Annotated in this window: 20 protein-coding genes and 1 pseudogene; 10 read left to right on the top strand and 11 right to left on the bottom strand. The window is 36.8% G+C overall.

Annotated features, from left to right (window positions below):
* Positions 1-615: 615 nt before the first annotated feature.
* The 5 genes and pseudogenes from E1I69_RS20070 to E1I69_RS20050 form a co-directional block, all read right to left on the bottom strand.
* Positions 616-852 carry a hypothetical protein gene (locus tag E1I69_RS20070; RefSeq protein WP_136381333.1) on the bottom strand — a complete coding sequence of 79 codons (237 nt, stop codon included), beginning with the start codon at positions 850-852 and terminating at the stop codon, positions 616-618.
* A gap of 601 nt (positions 853-1,453) precedes the next feature.
* On the bottom strand, positions 1,454-2,599 hold the full coding sequence (locus tag E1I69_RS20065; RefSeq protein ID WP_136381332.1) for a Ger(x)C family spore germination protein: 1,146 nt from the start codon (positions 2,597-2,599) through the stop codon (positions 1,454-1,456).
* A 14-nt stretch (positions 2,600-2,613) separates the two neighbouring features.
* On the bottom strand, positions 2,614-4,161 hold the full coding sequence (locus E1I69_RS20060; protein WP_242634656.1) for a spore germination protein: 1,548 nt from the start codon (positions 4,159-4,161) through the stop codon (positions 2,614-2,616).
* Positions 4,162-4,170: 9 nt separating this feature from the next.
* Positions 4,171-5,244, bottom strand: a complete 1,074-nt coding sequence (locus tag E1I69_RS20055) for a GerAB/ArcD/ProY family transporter (protein WP_136381330.1) — start codon at positions 5,242-5,244, stop codon at positions 4,171-4,173.
* Between the two features lie 248 nt (positions 5,245-5,492).
* A pseudogene (locus E1I69_RS20050) lies at positions 5,493-6,189 on the bottom strand (N-acetylmuramoyl-L-alanine amidase family protein).
* Between the two features lie 361 nt (positions 6,190-6,550).
* Between E1I69_RS20050 and E1I69_RS25075 the strand changes: the two are divergent.
* The gene (locus tag E1I69_RS25075; protein ID WP_242634655.1) at positions 6,551-6,769 is read left to right on the top strand and encodes a hypothetical protein; all 219 of its coding nucleotides are present in this window, start codon (positions 6,551-6,553) and stop codon (positions 6,767-6,769) included.
* Positions 6,770-7,257: 488 nt separating this feature from the next.
* On the opposite strand, the gene E1I69_RS20040 is transcribed toward E1I69_RS25075, so the two are convergent.
* A complete protein-coding gene (locus E1I69_RS20040) occupies positions 7,258-7,833 on the bottom strand; it encodes a recombinase family protein (RefSeq protein ID WP_077113677.1) in 576 nt (191 codons plus the stop codon).
* A gap of 146 nt (positions 7,834-7,979) precedes the next feature.
* Between E1I69_RS20040 and E1I69_RS20035 the strand changes: the two genes are divergently transcribed.
* The 6 genes from E1I69_RS20035 (at position 7,980) to E1I69_RS20010 (ending at position 15,671) form a co-directional block, all read left to right on the top strand.
* Positions 7,980-10,946: a Tn3 family transposase gene (locus E1I69_RS20035; protein ID WP_136381329.1), complete on the top strand. Its 2,967-nt coding sequence runs from the start codon at positions 7,980-7,982 to the stop codon at positions 10,944-10,946.
* A gap of 276 nt (positions 10,947-11,222) precedes the next feature.
* Entirely contained in the window at positions 11,223-11,546 is a 324-nt protein-coding gene (locus E1I69_RS20030; RefSeq protein ID WP_136381328.1) for a hypothetical protein, read from the top strand.
* 28 nt (positions 11,547-11,574) lie between these two features.
* A complete protein-coding gene (locus tag E1I69_RS20025; RefSeq protein ID WP_136381327.1) occupies positions 11,575-12,702 on the top strand; it encodes a tyrosine-type recombinase/integrase in 1,128 nt (375 codons plus the stop codon).
* Positions 12,699-14,663 (top strand): tyrosine-type recombinase/integrase, encoded by a 1,965-nt coding sequence (locus E1I69_RS20020; RefSeq protein WP_136381326.1) that lies wholly within the window; start codon positions 12,699-12,701, stop codon positions 14,661-14,663. Before E1I69_RS20025 ends, E1I69_RS20020 begins: the two co-directional genes overlap by 4 nt.
* Positions 14,653-15,039: a DUF6262 family protein gene (locus tag E1I69_RS20015; protein WP_136381325.1), complete on the top strand. Its 387-nt coding sequence runs from the start codon at positions 14,653-14,655 to the stop codon at positions 15,037-15,039. Before E1I69_RS20020 ends, E1I69_RS20015 begins: the two co-directional genes overlap by 11 nt.
* 170 nt (positions 15,040-15,209) lie before the next feature.
* On the top strand, positions 15,210-15,671 hold the full coding sequence (locus E1I69_RS20010) for a VOC family protein (RefSeq protein WP_061792571.1): 462 nt from the start codon (positions 15,210-15,212) through the stop codon (positions 15,669-15,671).
* 313 nt (positions 15,672-15,984) lie between these two features.
* On the opposite strand, the gene E1I69_RS20005 is transcribed toward E1I69_RS20010, so the two are convergent.
* The 3 genes from E1I69_RS20005 to E1I69_RS19995 all read right to left on the bottom strand — a co-directional run bounded on the left by E1I69_RS20005 (position 15,985) and on the right by E1I69_RS19995 (position 17,672).
* The gene (locus E1I69_RS20005) at positions 15,985-16,239 is read right to left on the bottom strand and encodes a YetF domain-containing protein (RefSeq protein WP_223254541.1); all 255 of its coding nucleotides are present in this window, start codon (positions 16,237-16,239) and stop codon (positions 15,985-15,987) included.
* Between the two features lie 113 nt (positions 16,240-16,352).
* Positions 16,353-16,790: a hypothetical protein gene (locus tag E1I69_RS20000; RefSeq protein WP_031538346.1), complete on the bottom strand. Its 438-nt coding sequence runs from the start codon at positions 16,788-16,790 to the stop codon at positions 16,353-16,355.
* A gap of 294 nt (positions 16,791-17,084) precedes the next feature.
* On the bottom strand, positions 17,085-17,672 hold the full coding sequence (locus tag E1I69_RS19995) for a YitT family protein (protein WP_116354726.1): 588 nt from the start codon (positions 17,670-17,672) through the stop codon (positions 17,085-17,087).
* 551 nt (positions 17,673-18,223) lie between these two features.
* Here E1I69_RS19995 and E1I69_RS25320 point away from each other — a divergent pair.
* The 3 genes from E1I69_RS25320 (at position 18,224) to E1I69_RS25070 (ending at position 19,193) form a co-directional block, all read left to right on the top strand.
* Entirely contained in the window at positions 18,224-18,502 is a 279-nt protein-coding gene (locus E1I69_RS25320) for a spore germination protein (RefSeq protein ID WP_341333606.1), read from the top strand.
* A gap of 26 nt (positions 18,503-18,528) precedes the next feature.
* Positions 18,529-18,942 carry a spore germination protein gene (locus E1I69_RS25315; RefSeq protein ID WP_262983996.1) on the top strand — a complete coding sequence of 138 codons (414 nt, stop codon included), beginning with the start codon at positions 18,529-18,531 and terminating at the stop codon, positions 18,940-18,942.
* 77 nt (positions 18,943-19,019) lie between these two features.
* On the top strand, positions 19,020-19,193 hold the full coding sequence (locus E1I69_RS25070) for a hypothetical protein (protein WP_242634654.1): 174 nt from the start codon (positions 19,020-19,022) through the stop codon (positions 19,191-19,193).
* Positions 19,194-19,281: 88 nt separating this feature from the next.
* Here the strand turns inward: E1I69_RS25070 and E1I69_RS19980 are convergent, their stop codons facing one another.
* Both E1I69_RS19980 and E1I69_RS19975 read right to left on the bottom strand, forming a co-directional pair.
* Complete coding sequence (locus E1I69_RS19980) at positions 19,282-19,956, bottom strand: DUF421 domain-containing protein (protein ID WP_116354727.1); 675 nt, start codon at positions 19,954-19,956, stop codon at positions 19,282-19,284.
* 258 nt (positions 19,957-20,214) lie between these two features.
* Complete coding sequence (locus E1I69_RS19975) at positions 20,215-21,075, bottom strand: DUF421 domain-containing protein (RefSeq protein WP_116354728.1); 861 nt, start codon at positions 21,073-21,075, stop codon at positions 20,215-20,217.
* Positions 21,076-21,083 lie beyond the last annotated feature (8 nt).

Genomic DNA, 21,083 nt, shown 5'->3' with positions numbered 1-21,083 from the left:
GATAAGTCTAGCCTTCAGCGTACATTAAAAAAACCGAAATCCCTTAAAGTAGGAAAAATCGGTTTTATCTATGTCGAAATCTGCTTAGCGTATGTTTTCCGCTTTTTGTTGGTATGACCCCTTAATTCGTCCTCTATTCGTTTCTCTATGTCTAAGATGGTTTTCCCATCTGTTCCAGGGGTTTTAGACCCTTTATTTGATTGTTCGATAAGCTAATTGAAATATTATTCCTCGACGTGATAATGTCGTATAGATAATGGAATGTTTCTTTATTTTTAGCCTGTTGATGTAAGTCTGTAAAGATGTCAATCATATCATAATAATCCCAGTATCGTAAAGCTTGCACTGTGGCATCATTCCTTTATGAAATGATGTTCCCACGTTCTTACCCGACCGGTGCAATGCACTTTTAAAAAATATTAAAACTATCGCTAGACTCGGGGTTGTTCCTCCACCTTGATTACTAAGGCTTCACCAGTCATCCCCCTACCCTCATAAGGACAAATGCATTTCGTCATAAACTTATAGTAACCGTTTTGGGTGACAGCCCACTTGTCGTGCTACCCCGTTCGTACGATGGGGTTGAAAACTTACAGTTTGATTTATATGAAAATTTTATAAATTTATATGCTTAGATAATCTTTCTTTTCTATTCGAATAAACAGCTAGAGACAGCCCTAATGCCATAACTATAACTAACGATGCAAATCCTAAATTTGCACTCGTTTGATCCATTAGTCGTCCTAATCCAATTGATAAGACTGCTTGAAGCAAAAGTGAAATTGCTGTCCAAACGGCAATGGCTCTTCCTAAATATGCTTTTGGCACACATTCCATAATTCGTGCATTCATCCATATCCTTAAGGAAGAATTACCCAAACCGAACAGTAAGCATGCCCCAAATAAAATCCATGCATTCTCACTGAAAACTAAGCTTCCTAAAATCAACATAATGGGGTAGCGTCAGGAAAATGCGGTTATCTATACTATGAAAATCAGTAGTACTTAAAGTATTCTAAGAAGAATCATTAAGTGGAAACCTACTTTGAATACTTGATATCTTTACTCCGCAAACAATGTATTCAAAGTATTGAATGTAGGGATGGCTTATCAGTGAGAAGGCATCGAATATCCTTGCCTAGATGAACCGTACCATTCTAGAGTGTTCCAAAGAGAACATAGGCATTCTCTCTTTCTTGAGAACGCCTTAAGGCGTTCTGGTTGCCTTCAAGGCAACTAATGGTTGTAAAGTTTGTTGCTATGGAGATCGTCTAGACGAATACGTTGTTTACATGTCTTCAATGAATAAACTATTAATAAACAAAGGCTTTCTATGTACGAGTTAAGATAAATGCGGATTTACAACGTTAAACTATTTTTTTGGAAACAAAAACCTGCTTCTCCAACTCTAAGCAGAAGAAGCAAGGTGAGTAAATAATTTCACTTGCCAGAATCACGAGTTAGATTCACCATGTTCATGTAATTTATATCTTCCAGGGTAAACAATATTCACCTCAACCTTTACATGGCGCAGGGAATCTTGGTTTAAAACGAGTTGCTGTTTTCCTGTGGCAATGCTCTTCCATTGATGTGGATGTTTGCGATACAAAGATTCGCCCAAATTGTAAATATCTATACCCTCTTTAAAAGCAGTTTGATACGTTTTGCGGATTTGCTCCTCTATTTTTTCCTGAGCCATTTGTGCTAGTTCCTTTTCGGTAAGGTCCGTATGCAATTCATTGATCCCCGCCTTCACTTTTACTGAAATATCGAAATACGCCTTGTTCAATTTCACAATAGGAGTCACTTCATATTTGGGTTTTTCTGCGACAAGAACAGCCGCAAGTTTCTCTTCGGCAAACAAATCAAGAGGTACTCGGATCGTGTGAGTACTTAGCCAGGGCATTCCCGACAAATCCTTAAGATCCATTCGTCCATAATAATTGTTTAGATCATATACTTGTACGCCTGAATATCTAAGCAGCTCTTTTGGTTTATTACTTTCCTGCCATTGACCTTTGCGAAGCGATAATTCCGGTATATAACTGGTTCTGGCCTTTTCGTTTGAGTCCAGTACAAATTGTTGCAGGCGGACCGGAGCAAGGATAGAACGCTGTCTGAAATTTTGCTCGGGATTGTGAAGAATGGATGCCTTTGGCGATAATCTAAAAAATGGGGTTGCCAGCAAGATTGCTTCAGGAGGCTCTCTTGTGCTAAACAGCCAGGTCAAGTACCTTATTTCACGATAACGATTGATCAATTCCAGCACTTCTCCGACTTTGTTTTCCTTCATCAATCTCTCGCTGAACAAAATGGCAGAGATTTGTCCAAAGTTTAAGCGTTGTTGTGATGTACTGTACAAATCATTTGCCGCCTCCGTAAACGAGGAACCTTCGCCTTTGCCCACCCAAACCGGGGGCTGCTCCGCTTTTTGCTGTCCCTCCAGCTTGGCCACTGTCGAGATATCAAGCAATTGCACATACAAGGTGTATTGGCCATCGACATAGTCTATTCCAACAGCCGTAGCATAGTTCATGTTTTGCACTTCATATCTGCTCCAGCAACCGGTAAGGGTGAGAAGAAGGAAAAGTGCAACCATACTTTTATATCTCCTCATTTATGCCTGTCCCCTTGCCTTGTAGAATCTCGTGTCTTCAACATGTCCGGTCGAGTGTTTCGCCATGGCCAAGGTAATCGAAACAAAGCGTTGGCCAAGTCTTTAAATGGAGGTGATATTGGGGCCAAGTAAGGCAAGCCGCATGAACGCAATGAGGCTAAATGGCTGAGCACAATAAATAATCCAAGAAAGAAGCCATAAATGCCAAGCGTGGCAGACAGAATGAAAAGAAAAAAGCGTAAGATACTAATAGTTCCAGCCAATGATAGGCTCGAAAAAGTTGAACCAAAGATTTGTGTAATTGCTCCGATGACAACGATACCTGGGGATAAGAATCCAGCACGAATGGCCGCATCCCCCAGGATAAGTCCTCCTACAACCGTTACCGTGGAGCCGACCGCAGAAGGCAATCGGATACCAGCTTCCCGCAGGATTTCTAAGAAGAGAAGTGCAATAAACATTTCAACTGCCACATCAAAAGGGATTCCCAACCGGTTAATCCCCAAAGTGGCAAGTAGATAATAGGGCAGCTGATCTTGATGATAGGAAAGAATGGCAACAAAAAATGCAGGAAGCAGTAGCGATACAGACAAGCCAAGTAAACGAAGCGTTTGACCAAATGTAGCTGCCAAAGCAGTAAAGTGGATATCTTCGGGTGCTTTCACAAGCAAAAATAAATTGGCAGGCGCAATCAACGCAGCCGGTGTACCATCCACAATCAACGCTACACGCCCATTGAGCATACAGTTCACGGTAAAGTCTGCTCTGCCTGTATACCCCATCAAAGGAAACAATGCTTTTGTCGGTTCCATTAATTCTTCTAGCTGAGCGGCGCTAAACGCTCCGTCAATGTGAAGATCATCTAATTTATTCTTTACATCTTGAACAATCTTAGGATCAACAATGTCACGCATGTAAAGAATTGCAACGGTTGTTTTCGTGCGAACGCCTACTTTTTTCGTTTCATAAACCATGCTGGTTGATTTGATTCGTTTCCGAATTAACGCCACATTGACTCCCACTTCTTCCACAAATCCATCCTTTGGCCCCCGTACCGAGACCTCAATACTGGATTCTTCCGGATTTCGCGCCGGTTTTTTTGAGATATCGAGGGAGAACAAGGAACGTCGGGTCGGAATAAACAAAAGCAGTTTGCCTTCAAAAATATCCGTTTCGGCCGTTTGCTCCCACTCCTCAAGCGTAACGAACTCTAATTGTAGTTGGCTCGACTCGACTATTTCCTCCTGATGATGAAAACCATTGTTTTCATAAAATCGGGTCAAATGAGGAAGCACAGTTTCATGAATGAATGTTTGGTTGTCACTTAACCCCTCACAATAAAGCAATAGGATTCTCGATTGTTCATCATCAGGGTTTAATTTGTAAACATGGTGCTTAACATCTTGACACATTTTAAAGTGTTGGATGAGTGATTGTTCATTAAGCGGTTGCAAGACTGTTGCCTCTGTATTAGGCGATGGCCTCTTGCTTTCTGCCCCCTGATTTCCAAATATTCTTTTCATTCGTCGGAATAGTTTATTCATCCTAGCTAGTCACTCCTTTTGGCGAATTCTTGAGATGATCATTCGACCAACATATAGGATCAAGGTCCCTACTGTAAAGATACAAAATGAAGGAAAATAAAACCTTCCTAACAAGTCTAGAAAAGCCATGTCGCTCATCGGCAGCAAAATGGCAACAAGCATGGCCAATGCGCCAAATAACACGGGTAACCATCTGCGTTTTTGTAAATTCCACAATTCTCCCAAGAGATAGATAGAAAGGGACACACGAATGAATGTACCGGATAGCCACTGGTAAATCGAAAAAAAATCGACATGCTCCACATATTCTCCCAGTCTAACGATTCTCCATTGAGCGTAAGGTGGGTATCTCTGGTTAGCCGCTTCATCAGGGCCAAATATCGCAATCGATCCCATCAATGGTCCTAACGTAAGTCCTGTAAGGATGAAGCACATCAACATCAAGCTTTTAAATCCTGGTTTTTTTGTTAATTTGTGCTGAATCAGCAACATCAAGAAAGACAACTCCAGCAATCCCCCGGCAACGTAAGGAACACCTTTCCATAATGGAGCTGTCCCGTTTTCTAACAAAGGAAAAAGCAGGGTATAATCTTTAAACTGAAAATTGGCAATCGCCACAAGATGACCTAGAATAACAACAAATGGCAACAATATTCCGCTCACAATTGCAATTGTACGGAGTCCTTGAAAAGCAGCAAAGAAGCATGCAACAAGTGTGGTTCCCGCAAGAACTAGTATCGGTGTTTGCGGCAAGTAAGATGCGATTGTCCATGTTAGAGTATCTTTTAAGGAAATAAAGCCCATGAGCCATAATAACAAACTATAAATAATTACTAAGATTGCAGATAAAAACTTTCCAAAGTGCTGATCTAGCCACTTTTTCATGTGTTGATTGTTCATGTTTTGAATGATGTAGTTCAAGCAACCAATCCAAACAGGTGCAGCGACAAAAACAAGAAGCACTACGATCCAGGCATCTCGCTTTGATGCTTCGAGTAGTAAAGGGATAATAATCACGTGGTTCATTAATCCAACCGAAAGCATAATAATCATGTATGACTGAATAGGAGTAATCTTAGGCAAAAACTCACCTCAAATCCAACAATTGGAAATAGAAACATCATGAGCTATAATTCCCTCAACAACTTCGTTCTATTCATCTGATATTAAGCTAGTCCTGGCTTATATCGGCCGGACCAACTTAGAGCAAGAAAAAAATGCTAAGCCCGTCACATCAAAGGCTTAGCGTATATTTTGTTCATGCAGCCTAGTTATCCATTTTGATAAAACTTTAACGTGCTCGCAGTCAAGCAACCGTTTTCCCAACGAAACTACACATTTTCAATAATAATCCTTTGTGCTGTTCTCAGGTTGCGTTGTACAGTTCTCAACACATTTTCTTCTTCTGCGTAAGCACCTACTTGCACACCGTCAACAATTACACGTTTAATAGCCATATTGTTTTTCAGATTAGTCGATTTTCTCTTCAAATTAAACGCGCGTGCTAACCCATTAACATGCCCTTGGGCAACCGCTTGTCGCCAATTCGGGTCTCTTAATTTTTGGGCATCGCTTGCATGATCAATAAATCCGTTCTCCGTTAATAAAGCGGGCATTCTGGTTTCTCGCAGTACATGGAAATCGGCCTTTTTTTACCACGGTTATGCAAGTTATTTACTTTGACAATTTCTTCATGCATAATGTCCCGAATGAACGCTGTTCTCGATGAATCAGACAAACTGTTATGAATATAATCTTCATACCCATGAGCTGAACCGTTAAATGCATTAACGTGGATGGATAGAAAATAATCTGCACCCCAAGCATTCGCATCATCTGTACGTTCTTTCAAGCTGCGCGTAATATCTGCTGTTCTACTCATTTTAATTTGCAGGTCTTCATAATGGTTTTCCAAGAGATTTCGGATGCTATGGGAAATATTTAAGGTAATTTCTTTTTCCTGCATCCCATTGCCAATAGCTCCTGGGTCCACTCCCCGTGACCAGGATCTAAATATAGTTTAAACATTTAACAACACCTCGTACAAATAAAATATGATCGAAGAGTAACGGAGGTATAGGAATTCGTCTGAGATACATATAAAAATAGGTGATGATAGGCATTACATTTCATTGAATCAGATGATTTATTTTAAAGCTAAGAAATTTTCCAAATGCGAGACCATATGTATGAGCAGCAATTAATGTTCCATATTTTTCGTGGGTCAGGCAAACTCTTGTTCATCTAGACAGTAGGCTGATTGATTATTGATGCTTCTTTCTTAACAAAACACCTAAGTGATTCTCTGTGCATATACTGTATCATTACTACAGGATTATGATTAAATACAACTCAATCCATACATAAAATAATCAAGGAGAGGTTAATTTTGAAAATTCCAAAGACAGCCAAAGTTAGTATCCCCTTTCCATCCGTATGGGGGATTGATGCTTCTATTGCGGGGAGATCCATTATTAGAGGTATACTTACCATTGATTCCATTGTAGACAACAAAGTAGTAGGTACAGTTAATTTTCGTGGTATACCTATTCCGATTAATGGGTATTGGGACGAAAGCGCTAAACAAATAAGTTTCGATTCACCATAAAACTCCTTTTTTGGCAATTTGACAATATTTGATGAGACCGCTATAAGCATTCGGCATTTCGTTTTAAGTGGACGGTTTATAATGAAACCTCCCTCTTTACTGGCTAGTGAATACGGAACTTGGATTGCTACAACCTTTACAACCCGTTTGGGACCTCCCATATATACTAATGTTTTACCACCTGCTGGTGCCTCTTCAGTCTCAAGTATGCTCTTGGGACAGCAATTGTTTTAATTAGACCATGACTTTATAAAAACAACCTTCGTTTGAGATTGACTAAGGTTGTTTTTTATAAAGTGTTCTCGGAAAATACAGCCTTGCTTTAAATCTGAGTTTAGCGTATATCTCCGTTAAAATGTACTCGGAACCCTTTGATGATCGTGCCTAGTTAGATAAACAAATATTGATACTTCCTTATAGAAATAGCCTGCTTGGTTAGGTACGTTGTTTCACAATCCCCGGAAATTTTTAATATAAGTAATGAATGCTTATTTTTTTCCTTCCGATAGCTTTCTATATAAAGAAGCTCTAGATACATTTGTAATTTCACAAATTTGATTTACAGTCATATTTCCTTCTTTATATAGCTTTACTGCATAATTCATTCCTGCGTGATTTTTATGATATTTCTTTAACCGTCCTTTAAACTTCCCTTCTTTCTTTGCGAGCTCAATTCCTTCACGCTGACGCATACGAATAAGGTCTCGCTCTAATTGGTTAACACCAGCCATTACCGTAATTAAGAATTGGCTATATGGATTATCTTCTGATAAATCTAGCCATGTATCCTTAAGTGATTTTAAGCTTGCCTTTTTATTTCGTATTAAATCAATCAATTCAAATAAATCTTGCGTACTTCGAGTGATCCGAGTTAAATCTGTAACATAAATAATGTCACCTTCCTGTAAATCCTCTAACATTTTTTGAAGTTGTTCACGATCTTTTGTGGCTCCTGAAATTTTTTCTTCACAAATAATATCCATTCCAATTTCGTTCAATTGCCGAAATTGTCTTGAAGGATTTTGGCTAGTCGAACTGACGCGTACATAACCGATTTTCTGCAAAATTTCACCTCGTTTTTGAGACAAGTCTTATGAGACACTCTTAACTATGATTTTATCAGTCTACTATACTTGTATCAATAGAGTACACTCTATTGATATATAATTGAGCTAATAAATTGAAAAATACAGAAATGGGATGATACTGAATGAAAATTGCGAGAGGTAGAGAATTGCTTACACCGGAACAGAGACAGGCTTTTATGCAAATCCATGAAGATGAATGGATATTGGGGACCTACTTCACCTTTTCCAAACGTGATTTAGAAATAATTAATAAGCGAAGGAGAGAAGAAAACCGTTTAGGGTTTGCTATTCAATTAGCCGTTCTTCGGTATCCCGGTTGGCCATACACCCATATCAAAAGTATCCCAGATACAGTCATACATTATATATCGAAACAAATCGGTACCACTCCATCTTCGCTAAGTCATTATCCTCAAAGAGAAAATACACTTTGGGATCATTTGAAAGAAATACGAAGTGAATACAACTTTGTAACTTTTACCCTAAAAGAATATCGAATAACATTTAAGCATCTTCATCAATTAGCTTCGGAAAACGGTGATGCCATTCTTCTATTACATGAATGCATAGATTTTCTAAGAAAAAACAAAATCATACTGCCTGCTATCACTACACTTGAAAGAATAGTGTGGGAGGCGAGAGAAATGGCTGAAAAGAAGCTGTTTAATACAGTTAGTCAATCTCTAACAAGTGAGCAAAAAGAAAAGCATGAAGAAATCATTACTTCGCAACATTTATCCGATTCCAATAAAACGATATTGGGTTGGTTAAAGGAACCACCGGGTCATCCTTCATCCGAAACATTTCTAAAAGTAATAGAACGACTCGAATACATACGAGGTATGGAATTAGAAACGGTACAAATTAATCATTTGCATCGCAATCGCTTGTTACAGCTATCTCGCTTAGGTTCAAGATATGAGCCTTATGCGTTCCGTGACTTTCAAGAAAATAAACGATACTCGATTTTAACCGTCTATTTATTACACCTTACTCAGGATTTAACGGATAAAGCCTTTGAAATTCATGACAGACAAATACTCAGTCTGTTATCAAAAGGCCGTAAGGCTCAAGAAGAAATTCAGAAACAAAACGGGAAAAAGCTGAATGAGAAGGTTATACACTATACGAACATCGGACAAGCTTTAATCAAAGCAAAACGGGAAAAACTAGACGTTTTTGAGGTTTTAGAATCGGTTATTGAATGGAATTCTTTTGTTTCTTCAGTGGAAGAAGCTCAGGAGCTTGCACGTCCTGCCGACTATGACTATTTAGACTTACTGCAAAAACGATTTTATTCTCTTAGAAAATATACGCCAACCCTATTAAGGGTATTGGAATTTCATTCCACAAAGGCGAATGAGCCACTTTTACAAGCTGTAGAGATTATACGAGGAATGAACGAATCTGGGAAGCGAAAAGTACCTGATAACTCACCTTTGGATTTTATTTCAAAACGGTGGAAAAAGCATTTATACGAGGATGATGGTACAACAATCAATCGGCATTACTATGAAATGGCTGTTTTAACAGAACTTCGGGAGCATATTCGGGCTGGTGATGTTTCTATTGTGGGCAGTAGACAATATAGAGATTTTGAGGAATATTTGTTTTCCGAAGATACATGGAATCAAACGAAGGAGAATACAAGATTATCGGTTAGTTTATCATTCAAGGATTATATTACAGAGAGAACTAGCAGCCTTAATGGGAGGTTACAGTGGTTAGCTGCTAATTCCAACAAGTTAGATGGAGTTTCTATTGAAAAAGGAAAGCTGTCACTTGCACGATTAGAAAAAGATGTTCCAGAAGAAGCAAAGAAATTTAGTGCAAGCCTGTATCAGATGCTCCCAAGAATAAAATTAACTGATTTACTTATGGATGTTGCTCATTTAACAGGATTTCATGAGCAATTCACTCATGCATCTAATAATCGAAAACCAGATAAGGAAGAAACAATCATTATCATGGCTGCCCTTTTAGGAATGGGAATGAATATTGGCTTGAGCAAGATGGCCGAAGCCACACCCGGACTTACATATAAGCAACTAGCCAATGTAGCTCAATGGCGCATGTATGAAGATGCAATGAATAAAGCCCAAGCCGTATTAGTAAATTTTCATCACAAATTACAATTGCCTTTCTATTGGGGCGACGGTACAACATCTTCGTCAGATGGTATGAGAATGCAGCTAGGTGTTTCATCACTACATGCAGATGCAAATCCACATTATGGAACTGGAAAGGGAGCCACCATCTACCGTTTTACTAGTGACCAATTTTCTTCTTACTACACAAAGATTATTCATACTAATTCAAGGGATGCGATTCATGTTTTGGATGGTTTGTTGCACCATGAGACGGATCTAAACATAGAAGAGCATTACACAGACACGGCTGGTTACACAGACCAAATATTTGGGCTGACTCATTTATTAGGATTTAAATTTGCTCCAAGAATAAGAGATTTATCGGACTCAAAATTATTTACAATTGATAAAGCGAGTGAGTATCCAAAATTAGAAGCCATTTTACGTGGGCAAATAAATACAAAGGTCATTAAAGAAAATTATGAGGATGTTTTGCGATTAGCTCATTCTATAAGGGAAGGAACAGTTTCAGCATCCCTTATTATGGGGAAACTAGGTTCTTATTCAAGACAAAACAGCTTGGCCACAGCCTTACGTGAGATGGGCCGAATAGAAAAAACGATCTTTATTTTGAATTATATTTCGGATGAATCATTAAGAAGAAAAATACAAAAAGGATTGAATAAAGGAGAAGCCATGAATGGACTGGCAAGAGCTATTTTCTTCGGAAAACAAGGAGAGCTTAGGGAACGAACCATACAGCATCAATTGCAAAGAGCCAGTGCCTTAAACATCATTATCAATGCCATCAGTATCTGGAATACTTTACATCTAACAAAGGCAGTTGAATATCAAAAACGGTCAGGTAGTTTTAATGAAGAATTATTGCACCATATGTCACCTCTAGGTTGGGAACATATTAATTTACTTGGAGAATACCATTTTAATTCGGAGAAAATGGTCTCGTTAGATTCTTTAAGACCCTTGAAACTTTCTTAACGTTGTTAAAACTGGGGGAATAGTCGGGGAAATGGGCTTAGCGTTGTAAATCCGCATTTATCTTAACCATCCATAACGGATGACTTTACAGTATTCAATGTAAAGTTATCCGTTTTTTTGTTTCTTTAAATCCCAGATAACTATATTCAGTTTTATAGTATTTATAGTAAATTAAGAAAGCTTATGTTTAAGGGGCTGACTTGGAAGATTTGATGGTTCCCTTAATAAGCAGAAAAGACTTGAAAAAACATCATTAATCAGGAGGATCCAACAATCATGAATACGTTCAACCTAAAAGAAACAACAGCTCTGTTACACTCGTATGGTTTCAAATGTGATACAGAAATGGTAAGCCATTGGATAAGTGAGGGGAATATTAAAAGCATTGAAAACGGTGGAGCATACGAAGTTTTGGAGGAAGAAGTTTATAGATTTATAGAAGCATACAGATTGGAAGGTACAGCCTTTGAGGAAGGCATTGATGATCAAACTATGATTGGGAGATTACTAGAAGAAATTACCGATCTTAAAAAGCAAATTGTAAAACTACAAGAAGAAAAAGCTGAATTAGAAGATCAATTGGGAATCATGCCATTTTAGACAATTCAGCCACAGGAGGATGGACTTCATGAGAGTAATTACCCTTTGCACAAAAGAAGGAAAGACTCGGTACATGTTACTAGATAATGACAATGAGCCAGTCCAACCAGTTTTACAGTATTTAAAGTTTAAGGACAATAGTGGGGCTTCACGGAATACCTTACGGTCATTCTCATATCAGTTAAAACTATTCTTTGAATTCCTAGAACAAATAAACAAAGATTATCGTGATATCGGAATAGATGAAATGGCGGATTTTATGCGGTGGTTACAAAACCCTCACCAGGATGTAAAAGTGTCCCCTATCTTCCCTAAACAGCCAATTAGAAAAGCGAAGACAGTAAATATCATCATCAATACTGTTCTCGGATTTTATGACTACCTAATGAGACATGAGGACTATAGTATTCAGCTGACAGAACGTTTAAAGAAACAAGTATCTGGATCCCGCAAGGGGTTTAAAAGTTTTCTGCACCATATAAACAAAAATAAATCCTTTACCTCTCATATTCTGAAATTAAAAGTGCCTAAACAGCAGCCGAAGACACTCTCAAAAGATCAGATTGCACTAATTATGAATGCTTGTGGAAATCTACGGGATCTATTTTTAATACAGCTCCTTTGGGAAAGTTCTATGCGTATTGGTGAAGCACTTACTTTATGGCTTGAGGATTTCGAAGTCGATGCGAGAAAAATTCATATACGTGATCGGGGCGAATTGCTTAATCTAGCTGAAATTAAAACGGTATGTAGTCCCCGTAGTATTGATGTATCTGAGGATCTAATTAATATGTACTTTGATTATATTGCTCAATTTCATACTGATGAAGTTGATACAAATCACGTTTTAATTAAACTGTCAGGAGAAAATAAAGGACAACCGTTAGAATATACCGATGTAGTAGCACTGGTTCAACGAATACGTAAAAAAACAGGCATTTATTTCACACCACATATGTTACGCCATACATCATTAACAGAACTCAGAAAGTCTGGTTGGAGAGATGAACATTTAATGAATCGAGCTGGCCATGCCCATATACAAACAACAATGCAGATGTATATCCATCCTTCGGATGAAGACATTCGAAAAGACTGGGAAAACGCTCAAGAACGAATGAAAATCAACAAAGAATATAAGGGGAATGACGAATGAATTTATCCGTTGAATACTTATTACCAGAAGGTAAAGTCAATGAAATTACCAGAAAAGTCACTGGATATTTTGAAAATGATATTTGGGATGCAGAAAATGCAGCTTTTAATGATTTTAGAAAATCAGAATGGGGAAAAACCCACCGCAAAATGGATTTTTCGGTACTTCCATCTAAGCTTAAAAATGAAATTAAATTTTTTATTCTTACTCGTATTCAAAAAGATGATCTGCAATTGTACTCAGCTATACATAATTATGCCAGATCTTTTAAACAGCTTTCTAAATTCATTAAGAAATTTTATCCCAATATTAATAGTTTTGCAGATTTAGACATAAACAAGGCTTTGATGCAGTTAAGATCACATTTAAGTGAATTAGGTTTGAGCATACGAATTTATGGGAGAAGGAAACTTTCTAATTACGAAAATCTACTTAATCGTTTATTTTTGTTTTATAAAGACTTCTATGATACAAGAGATGAATTTGAAAAAGATATCTGGGATGTTAGAAATATTCCTGGTGCAAGATTTCCCGATCACGAATCAAGACATATCCTGAATTTCGAGGATATCCCTAATCCCTTTCGTCCTTTAGCAAAAAGATATTTAAAATTTAGGATCAGTTATTTATCTCTGGGCCAATGTAATCTTGACGTTAGAATATTAAAGTTATTTTTGACATTTATACATGATAAAAATCCTTCTTGGAAGGATTTAAATGCCTTAACACGAAAGGATATCGAAGATTATCTAATATTTCATAATAAGAAGTTTCATGAAAAAATACAGTCAAAGAGAAGTTATTTAATTGTCCTAAATGTATTCTTGGAAACAATTGAAAAACTGCAATTCGATGAAGCGCCTGCGTTACCTGTAAATCTATTGTTATTTAAAGAAGATATCCCTAGACCGATAAAAAAGTCTGAAAATGATATCAAATATATTCCTGAAGGGGTTCTTCAACAAATTGAGGAAAAGCTAGAGTTCTTAAAACCATCAAAATACGTACCGATTATTGTATTACTTCGAGCTACTGGTTGGAGAATATCAGATATTCTTAATCTACGTTACGATAATTGTTTGGAACAAACATCTCAAGGATGGTACTTATGCGGGGATATAAGGAAAACACAGGTAATGAATCATCGTGTACCAATTACAAAAGAAGTAGCAGAGGTAGTAGAAGCTGTAATAAAAGTGACTAAAGATCAAAGCAATACAATTAATAATCCTAAAAACTATTTATTCGTACAGCTGGAAGGTGTCCGGAGAGGCAGACCCTATAATTATTATGACATTCACAGAAGTTTGAAGCGCTTTTCCGAAGAACAAAACATAGTTGACGATTCAGGGAATCCCTTTTTTATTAAAAATCATGCCTTCCGGCATACCAAGGGTGTAGAGCTTCTTAATAACGGAATGAACATATTGCATGTTCAAAAATGGATGGCCCACGCTTCCCCTGAAATGACTTTACATTATGCAAAAATTCTCGATACTACCATGCGTAAATCTTGGGAAGAAGCTACAAAACAAGGTATTTTTCGGATAGACATTGAAAACAAACGACCAGTTAAAGTTGAACTTACGGATATTGAGAATGAAGACATCATTGAATGGGAATATATACGCCATAATTTAGACGCTGTAAAGATGGAGCTTGGCTATTGTATGAAACCAATTAAGCAGCCATGCCCTACTCAAGCGAACCCATGTCTATCCTGTCGTAATTTCTGTACAACACCCGAATTTATACCCCAATTTGAAACGGAAATTAAGGAAGTAAAAAATATAATTGAGCGAGGCAGGGCTTTGGGGCGACAAGTATGGATAGATAAGAATCAAACCACTCTAGATCGCCTAGAGCCTATTCTAGAAACTTTGAAGAATGGTACATCCCATCATTTAGCCGGGAAAAAAGGCCGCGAATATATTGGAGAGGAACGCACTCATGAGAAGTAAGCATATTAGAAATACCGAAGGTGTAAAAAAACATGCCCAGATGAAAAGCCAAGAGGCGGCTCAAAAGGTAGACAAGGCTATTCAAAGTCTTATCAAAACGAAGGCTAAAATTAACTTTAATCAAGTTGCCATGGAATCAGGTGTATCTAAGGCTTTTCTCTATAACAATCAAGAAATACGGAACCGAATAGAAAGATTACGAAAGCAGCAAGAAGGGTTAAATACACCGCAAACCATAAAACGTAATATGACGGATGCCAATAAAGATTCGCTTATCGTAGCTAAAAATAATCGAATAAAAAAACTTGAAGAAGAAAACAAACGTCTGAAGGATGAATTATTGAAATTACGTGGTATGGTCTATGACAAATTTTAAGAATAAAGAACTTTACTATTGTATCGGTTTTCCTTAGTGTGCTAATGGATGTTTGTAGAGTAAAATATAATCATTCTTTATTCTACATATAAAGTTGTAGAGAATTTATAACTATTCTCTGAAGTAATAAATTTATATGGTTGTATTATTAATACAAGGGGGTTTTATTAATGATTAAAGGATTATACGAAGCACATTTACCAGTAAGTAATTTGAAAAGGTCTATCGAATTTTATAAAGAACTTGGTTTAGAGTTTGACCACAGCGTAGAGGATAGTTTGGCATTTTTATGGATTGAAAAAAATAAAAGCTGGTTGGGCTTATGGGAAACCGATAAGGTAGAACTTGAATATCATCCTTCAATAAGACACATAGCATTTCAAGTATCGTTAGAAGGATTAAAAAATTCGGTTAGTTGGCTCAAAAGTAAAGGATGTGAACCAAGGGAGGCTTTTGGCTTTGAGCCAGTAGAACCTTTTGTAATGGCACATGATAACTATGCTCACGCTAAAATTCATTTTAATGACCCTGATGGTAATAGTTTGGAATTGATTTGTAAACTCGAAAATCCTAATAAAATAACAAAACGGATGTATTTAAGTGAGTGGGAAAAATTAAATACAAATAAATAGAAAAAGTAGTTTTTCAAGCTACCGGTGGCGTTAATTTATTTTTATAAGACATCATAAATAATCAAACTTATTTAAACCTTTACATCGAATATATGTAAATGATGTGAGAACCATTGATATTCTAATAGTTCTCACATCTAAGTTAAGATAAGTGCGGATTTACAACGTTAAGGATATCAAAATATAAAAAGTCTAATTTCTCGGTGTTATAAGTGAAAAATTAGGCTTTAGTTACTTCATTAAAGCGCTTGATTGTTGAAGACTAAAGTTTATATTCATCAAGAAAATTGATGTGCTCTTATCCTAACAAATTTTATTTAGGACTTACATGTATGCCTTCACTCTCTCGCCAATCTGCATAGAGTATACGCTTTACATTATTATATCCATTAGTAGTTAATTGGTTATCTAACCACTGTTGATCAAATCCGAGTTCATGTAAATTATCCCATAAAATTTCCCCATCTATAATTAACGATGTTGGGACGTCTACTGGACTTTCTGGAAGATTGAGATCTTGCTTGTCTGGTTTTTGATACTTGGAATTTAATAATAGTGTTGTGTAAATAACTATTTATAAAGAGTAAAAAATGAACAAACGCCAACACCTTGAACTTAGGGTTTGGCGTTTTCTCTATACGAATTACAAATAGGCCATTGACCCCTCTCTATTTGGGATGGCTAGACTTCCATTTTATAGTCTAATAAAATTTTCCTTAAATCCTGTCTCGGTATTTCCAAATTAATTGTCACCTGTATAAGTTCGTCCTCTTTATCACTTTCCCGATCCGACAATTCGATTTCGCGATCAGATTGAGTGGACAACTCCACACCTTCCCTCACATCGGAATTAACGTCTTCTTTACCACTTATTGATTCTCCATACAACATTTCCCACTGTTCATATAAGTTTTTTGCTGTGTGATATTCATCAAGATCAGCTTCTGTATCTATCTGTAATTTTTCTTTCAACCCACGACATGACTCTTCCCATTCCTCTAAGGTCTTCAAATCAAATAATTTTGAAAACCTTGGTTTCATTCTTTCCCAATGCAAATAAATGTTATCACACCATTCCAGCAACTCTTCACGATATTGTATTTCTTCTACTTCTTCCATTCCTCTTCATCTCCCGACCATAATTTTCATCCATAATATTCAAAAAACAATCGACATGTTTAAAAGTACAAATAGGTAAATTTCGTTAATGCTTCTGGTTATGAAAAGGTAAGTGGCCCCCGGTAATTGATAATAGACTTATCAAAAGTAAATTATTCAAAATGACACAAACCTTTTATTAAAGCATCCTTGTTAATGATTTTTACCTATTTGATATTAACAATTTCATCATATGCTCCGCGATTGTCCAATGACTAGACAGTTGCCTAATTGTTATTAATTGGAATTACTTGGTCAATAATCATTGCTTTTAAAATTCCAAGTGCAAAGGCTTGTAGTTATTCCACCAGATGAAATAGTTATAGCCGAAAGAAAGAAAGTTTCTGTTGAAACGAATAAACCCCCAAGACAAATAACAAAAACATCCATAATGAGAATGATGATCCCAACATTAATTTTAATGAATTCAGAAAAGTACTGGGCTAGTAAATCTGTTCCACCTGTGCTTGTCTCGAAGCGAAGCATAAGACCAATGCCAAAACCAATGAATACACCACCTGTAAATGAACTAAGAATTGGTGAAAATTTTATAGGAACTTGATTAACGTTATGAAAAAGGTCAATAAAAAATGATGATAAAAGCATACCGTGCAAACTATTAAAAAAATATGAACGATACTTAAACCAAGCTAGAGCAAAAATGGGGATGCTCAATACCATTATCGTGAACCCGGCGTTTGTATTTAATAAATAACTAATAATTAAACCTAGGCCAATAATTCCGCCATCTAAAACTTTGTTTGGTATTAAAAAAGTATTTATTCCCAAAGCTATTGACATGCTGCCTACAAGAATAGCAACTGCTTTCATAAAATATGGCATTTATTAAGAACTCTCCTGTCTAAATGGACGTGTTCTATGTATATGCCAAAAACGTTAGCATTATAGACAACTTTTACTTCACTGAATATAACTTCTGAAGTGCAAGTAGACGCAACATAAGCGCAAAAAAACGATAACTAATAACCCTAGCCCTTGTAGGTCAAGTAACCCTGTTTAAAGGAAAATGTCTATTAATGATACAAAAAAACTACCCGAGGTGAGGCAGTTTTTGCAGATAGAACTTAAATTTATTCAATTATAATATATGTTTTTTTGCAATATAGGTGCATTCCCAGTTTACTCCCTTTATTTTACACTAGGCGATAACATAAATACGATTTTGATACTTCTGCTCTTTCCCTACTAACGAATAGGTATCACGACTTCCTTCTAGAGTATTTACATCATTTGTAGCAGAATATTTAGTTGAAAAAATTTCCTAGCGTTTTTAAATTTAACGGCTGAAGAAAAACTTTCTATATATACATATACCCGAATCAATTTCATAAATTGATGGGGTATACAGGCAGAGCAGACTTTACCGTGAACTTGTGGATGGTACACCGGCTGCGTTGATTGCGCCTGCCAATTTATTTTTGCTTGTGAAAGCACCCGTAGATATCCACTTTACTGCTTTGGCAGCTACATTTGGTCAAACGCTTCGTTTACTTGGCTTGTCCGTATCGCTACTGCTTCCTGCATTTTTTGTTGCCATTCTTTCCTATCATCAAGATCAGCTGCCCTATTATCACTTGCCACTTTGGGGATTAACCGGTTGGGAATCCCTTTTGATGTGGCAGTTGAAATGTTTATTGCACTTCTCTTCTTAGAAATCCTGCGGGAAGCTGGTATCTGATTGCCTTCTGCGGTCGGCTCCACGGTAACGGTTGTAGGAGGACTTATCCTGGGGGATGCCGCCATTCGTGCTGGATTCTTATCCCCAGGTATCGTTGTCATCGGAGCAATTACACAAATCTTTGGTTCAACTTTATCGAGCCTATCATTGGCTGGAACGATTAGTACCTTACGCTTTTTTCTTTTCATTCTGTCTGCCACGCTTGGCATTTATGGCTTCTTTCTTGGATTATTTATTGTGCTCAGCCATTTAGCCTCGTTGCGTTCATGCGGCTTGCCTTACTTGGCCCCAATATCACCTCCATTTAAAGACTTGGCCAACGCTTTGTTTCGATTACCTTGGCCATGGCGAAACACTCGACCGGACATATTGAAGACACGAGATTCTACAAGGCAAGGGGACAGGCATAAATGAGGAGATATAAAAGTATGGTTGCACTTTTCCTTCTTCTCACCCTTACCGGTTGCTGGAGCAGATATGAAGTGCAAAACATGAACTATGCTACGGCTGTTGGAATAGACTATGTCGATGGCCAATACACCTTGTATGTGCAATTGCTTGATTTCTCGACAGGTGGCCAAGCTGGAGGGACAGCAAAAAGCGGAGCAGCCCCCGGTTTGGGTGGGCAAAGGCGAAGGTTCCTCGTTTACGGAGGCGGCAAATGATTTGTACAGTACATCACAACAACTCTTAAACTGGGGACAAATCTCTGCCATTCTAGGATTAATATAGGGAGGGGAAATCGTTTTAAGATTAGTCGCTAATATCAAATGTGTTAATGTTTAGTGAATGGTCGGTATCTCTAACAGAAGCGTAAAATATATCTTTAATTTGATGATATCCCTTTGCCTTTAGTTCTTGCTTAAGCCACTCTTCATTCTTGTTGATTAATTTTAAATTACGCTTCTGAACTTTCCCTTCAATTACAACAGCTATTGGGAATCCATGGTATTCTACTTTCATATGTAAATCCTTTGGAGTAACAGGAACTAATTCTTTCCTTGGTAAAATGCTGATTTCACCTGTTGCTTCCAAAATCGCATATTCAATATCTTGAATATCTGGATATCTTGCTGTTCTTAAACTTGACAACAGCTCAGATAAAGGATATCTATTTTTCCTTAAATTTTTATATACAATTTTTCCATGTTTAACTAAAATAGTCGGTTTTCCCATAATAAAAGGGTTTAACCAATTTAATAAACTTAATTTTGATATAACTAAGTGAACGCCCGTTATAACAATGATTCCAATAATCCCCTTTGTTACTCCATTTACTTTAATGGACCCAAATGCTAAATAAGATAAAAAAAGAATCGCTCCAAAATCGTGAGGGGTAAGTTGCGCTAGGGCTGATTTCCCTAAAATTTTTATGGCTACAATAAAAACAATATATATAAAAATTAATTTAACTAAAAAAATAGACACTTCTAACACCTCTTAGGAAAAATCACCTTAGTCTGAAGTCAGACTAAGGATGTTCATCTCTTTGACTATACAGACAAAAATTAACAGAGAAAGTTAACCAGTAATGTTTTAATATTTTAAGCACCCTCTAATCAATTTAAAAAAAATATTTTTCCAAAGATTTTATTTTCAAGATTCGACTTAATGATATTATATAAAAAAATGGTACTACTTTTTTGTTATGTGTCTTAAGATCATCCAAGATAGCGAAATAAACCATTATCCTTTTAAAATAGGCATCACTTTATCAATAGCTTCTTGTAGTTTTTCACTATTTTTACTATACATTTGCTTAGCTTCTTTTGATTCGGTTCCAAGAGCAAACAGCTCTAAGTCTGCTTGGCACTTTTTCATGGTCGAAAGAATTAAAGGTCTTTCTTGAGGAGATGCGACTTGTAATTGATCGTCAAACAGGTCAACTGTTAACTCTCCATAGGAATTAACTTGTCCAAGAAAAACATTTTCTACCGTAACCCCTAATTTATCTAACTCTGTATGTAACCATGCACGACTTCTTCCAATTGTAGCTAGTGGTTCATCCATGATAACACCATCCATAATGACAGTTTGAGGCTCTTTGATGGAAGGGACGGATAAGTTTAAGGCTTTTGCTGTTAAAGGTTGGTTCTCCTTTTTTAACATGACGGATAAATCTCCTGTTGCCTCTAATACAGCGAATTCGACATCAGCTACTTGATAAACATCCTTCTTACGAAGTAATGCTAATAATTCATCTATCGTGTATCTTTCTTTTTTTAAATTATCTTCCATGATTTTTCCATCTTTGATAAATACAGTTGCTTTCCCTTCTATAAAATTACGAAAACCTTTGCTTTTTAAGGAAATTAAACCAGCGAAAAAGGGGATAGCAGCAAAGATGACAATTCCAATGACTCCGTGAAAAATATTCCGTTCAAGCCCCATAGCTACTTCTGCACCAATACTTCCAATTGAAATACCTGTGACATATTCAAAGAAAGATAGTTCGGAAATTTGCTTTTTCCCTAACCATTTTGTAATTAAAAATAAAACAGCAACAAATAATGCTGAGCGTACAGCTATATCTAACCATTCAGGCACCTCTTACA

This window comes from Bacillus timonensis (assembly GCF_004799755.1).
Classification (GTDB): Bacteria; Bacillota; Bacilli; order Bacillales; family Bacillaceae_L; genus Ferdinandcohnia; species Ferdinandcohnia timonensis_A.
Note: the sequence above shows the minus strand (reverse complement) of the source record. Positions and strands in the feature narration are given on the sequence as shown.

Excerpts from the sequence above, each read along its gene's own strand:
- E1I69_RS20070 (WP_136381333.1), bottom strand. The coding sequence starts at position 852 with ATGAATGCACGAATTATGGAATGTGTGCCAAAAGCATATTTAGGAAGA.
- E1I69_RS20065 (WP_136381332.1), bottom strand. The coding sequence starts at position 2,599 with ATGGTTGCACTTTTCCTTCTTCTCACCCTTACCGGTTGCTGGAGCAGA.
- E1I69_RS20060 (WP_242634656.1), bottom strand. The coding sequence starts at position 4,161 with ATGAATAAACTATTCCGACGAATGAAAAGAATATTTGGAAATCAGGGG.
- E1I69_RS20035 (WP_136381329.1), top strand. The coding sequence starts at position 7,980 with ATGAAAATTGCGAGAGGTAGAGAATTGCTTACACCGGAACAGAGACAG.
- E1I69_RS20030 (WP_136381328.1), top strand. The coding sequence starts at position 11,223 with ATGAATACGTTCAACCTAAAAGAAACAACAGCTCTGTTACACTCGTAT.
- E1I69_RS20025 (WP_136381327.1), top strand. The coding sequence starts at position 11,575 with ATGAGAGTAATTACCCTTTGCACAAAAGAAGGAAAGACTCGGTACATG.
- E1I69_RS20020 (WP_136381326.1), top strand. The coding sequence starts at position 12,699 with ATGAATTTATCCGTTGAATACTTATTACCAGAAGGTAAAGTCAATGAA.
- E1I69_RS20015 (WP_136381325.1), top strand. The coding sequence starts at position 14,653 with ATGAGAAGTAAGCATATTAGAAATACCGAAGGTGTAAAAAAACATGCC.
- E1I69_RS20010 (WP_061792571.1), top strand. The coding sequence starts at position 15,210 with ATGATTAAAGGATTATACGAAGCACATTTACCAGTAAGTAATTTGAAA.
- E1I69_RS20000 (WP_031538346.1), bottom strand. The coding sequence starts at position 16,790 with ATGGAAGAAGTAGAAGAAATACAATATCGTGAAGAGTTGCTGGAATGG.
- E1I69_RS19995 (WP_116354726.1), bottom strand. The coding sequence starts at position 17,672 with ATGCCATATTTTATGAAAGCAGTTGCTATTCTTGTAGGCAGCATGTCA.
- E1I69_RS25070 (WP_242634654.1), top strand. The coding sequence starts at position 19,020 with ATGAACTATGCTACGGCTGTTGGAATAGACTATGTCGATGGCCAATAC.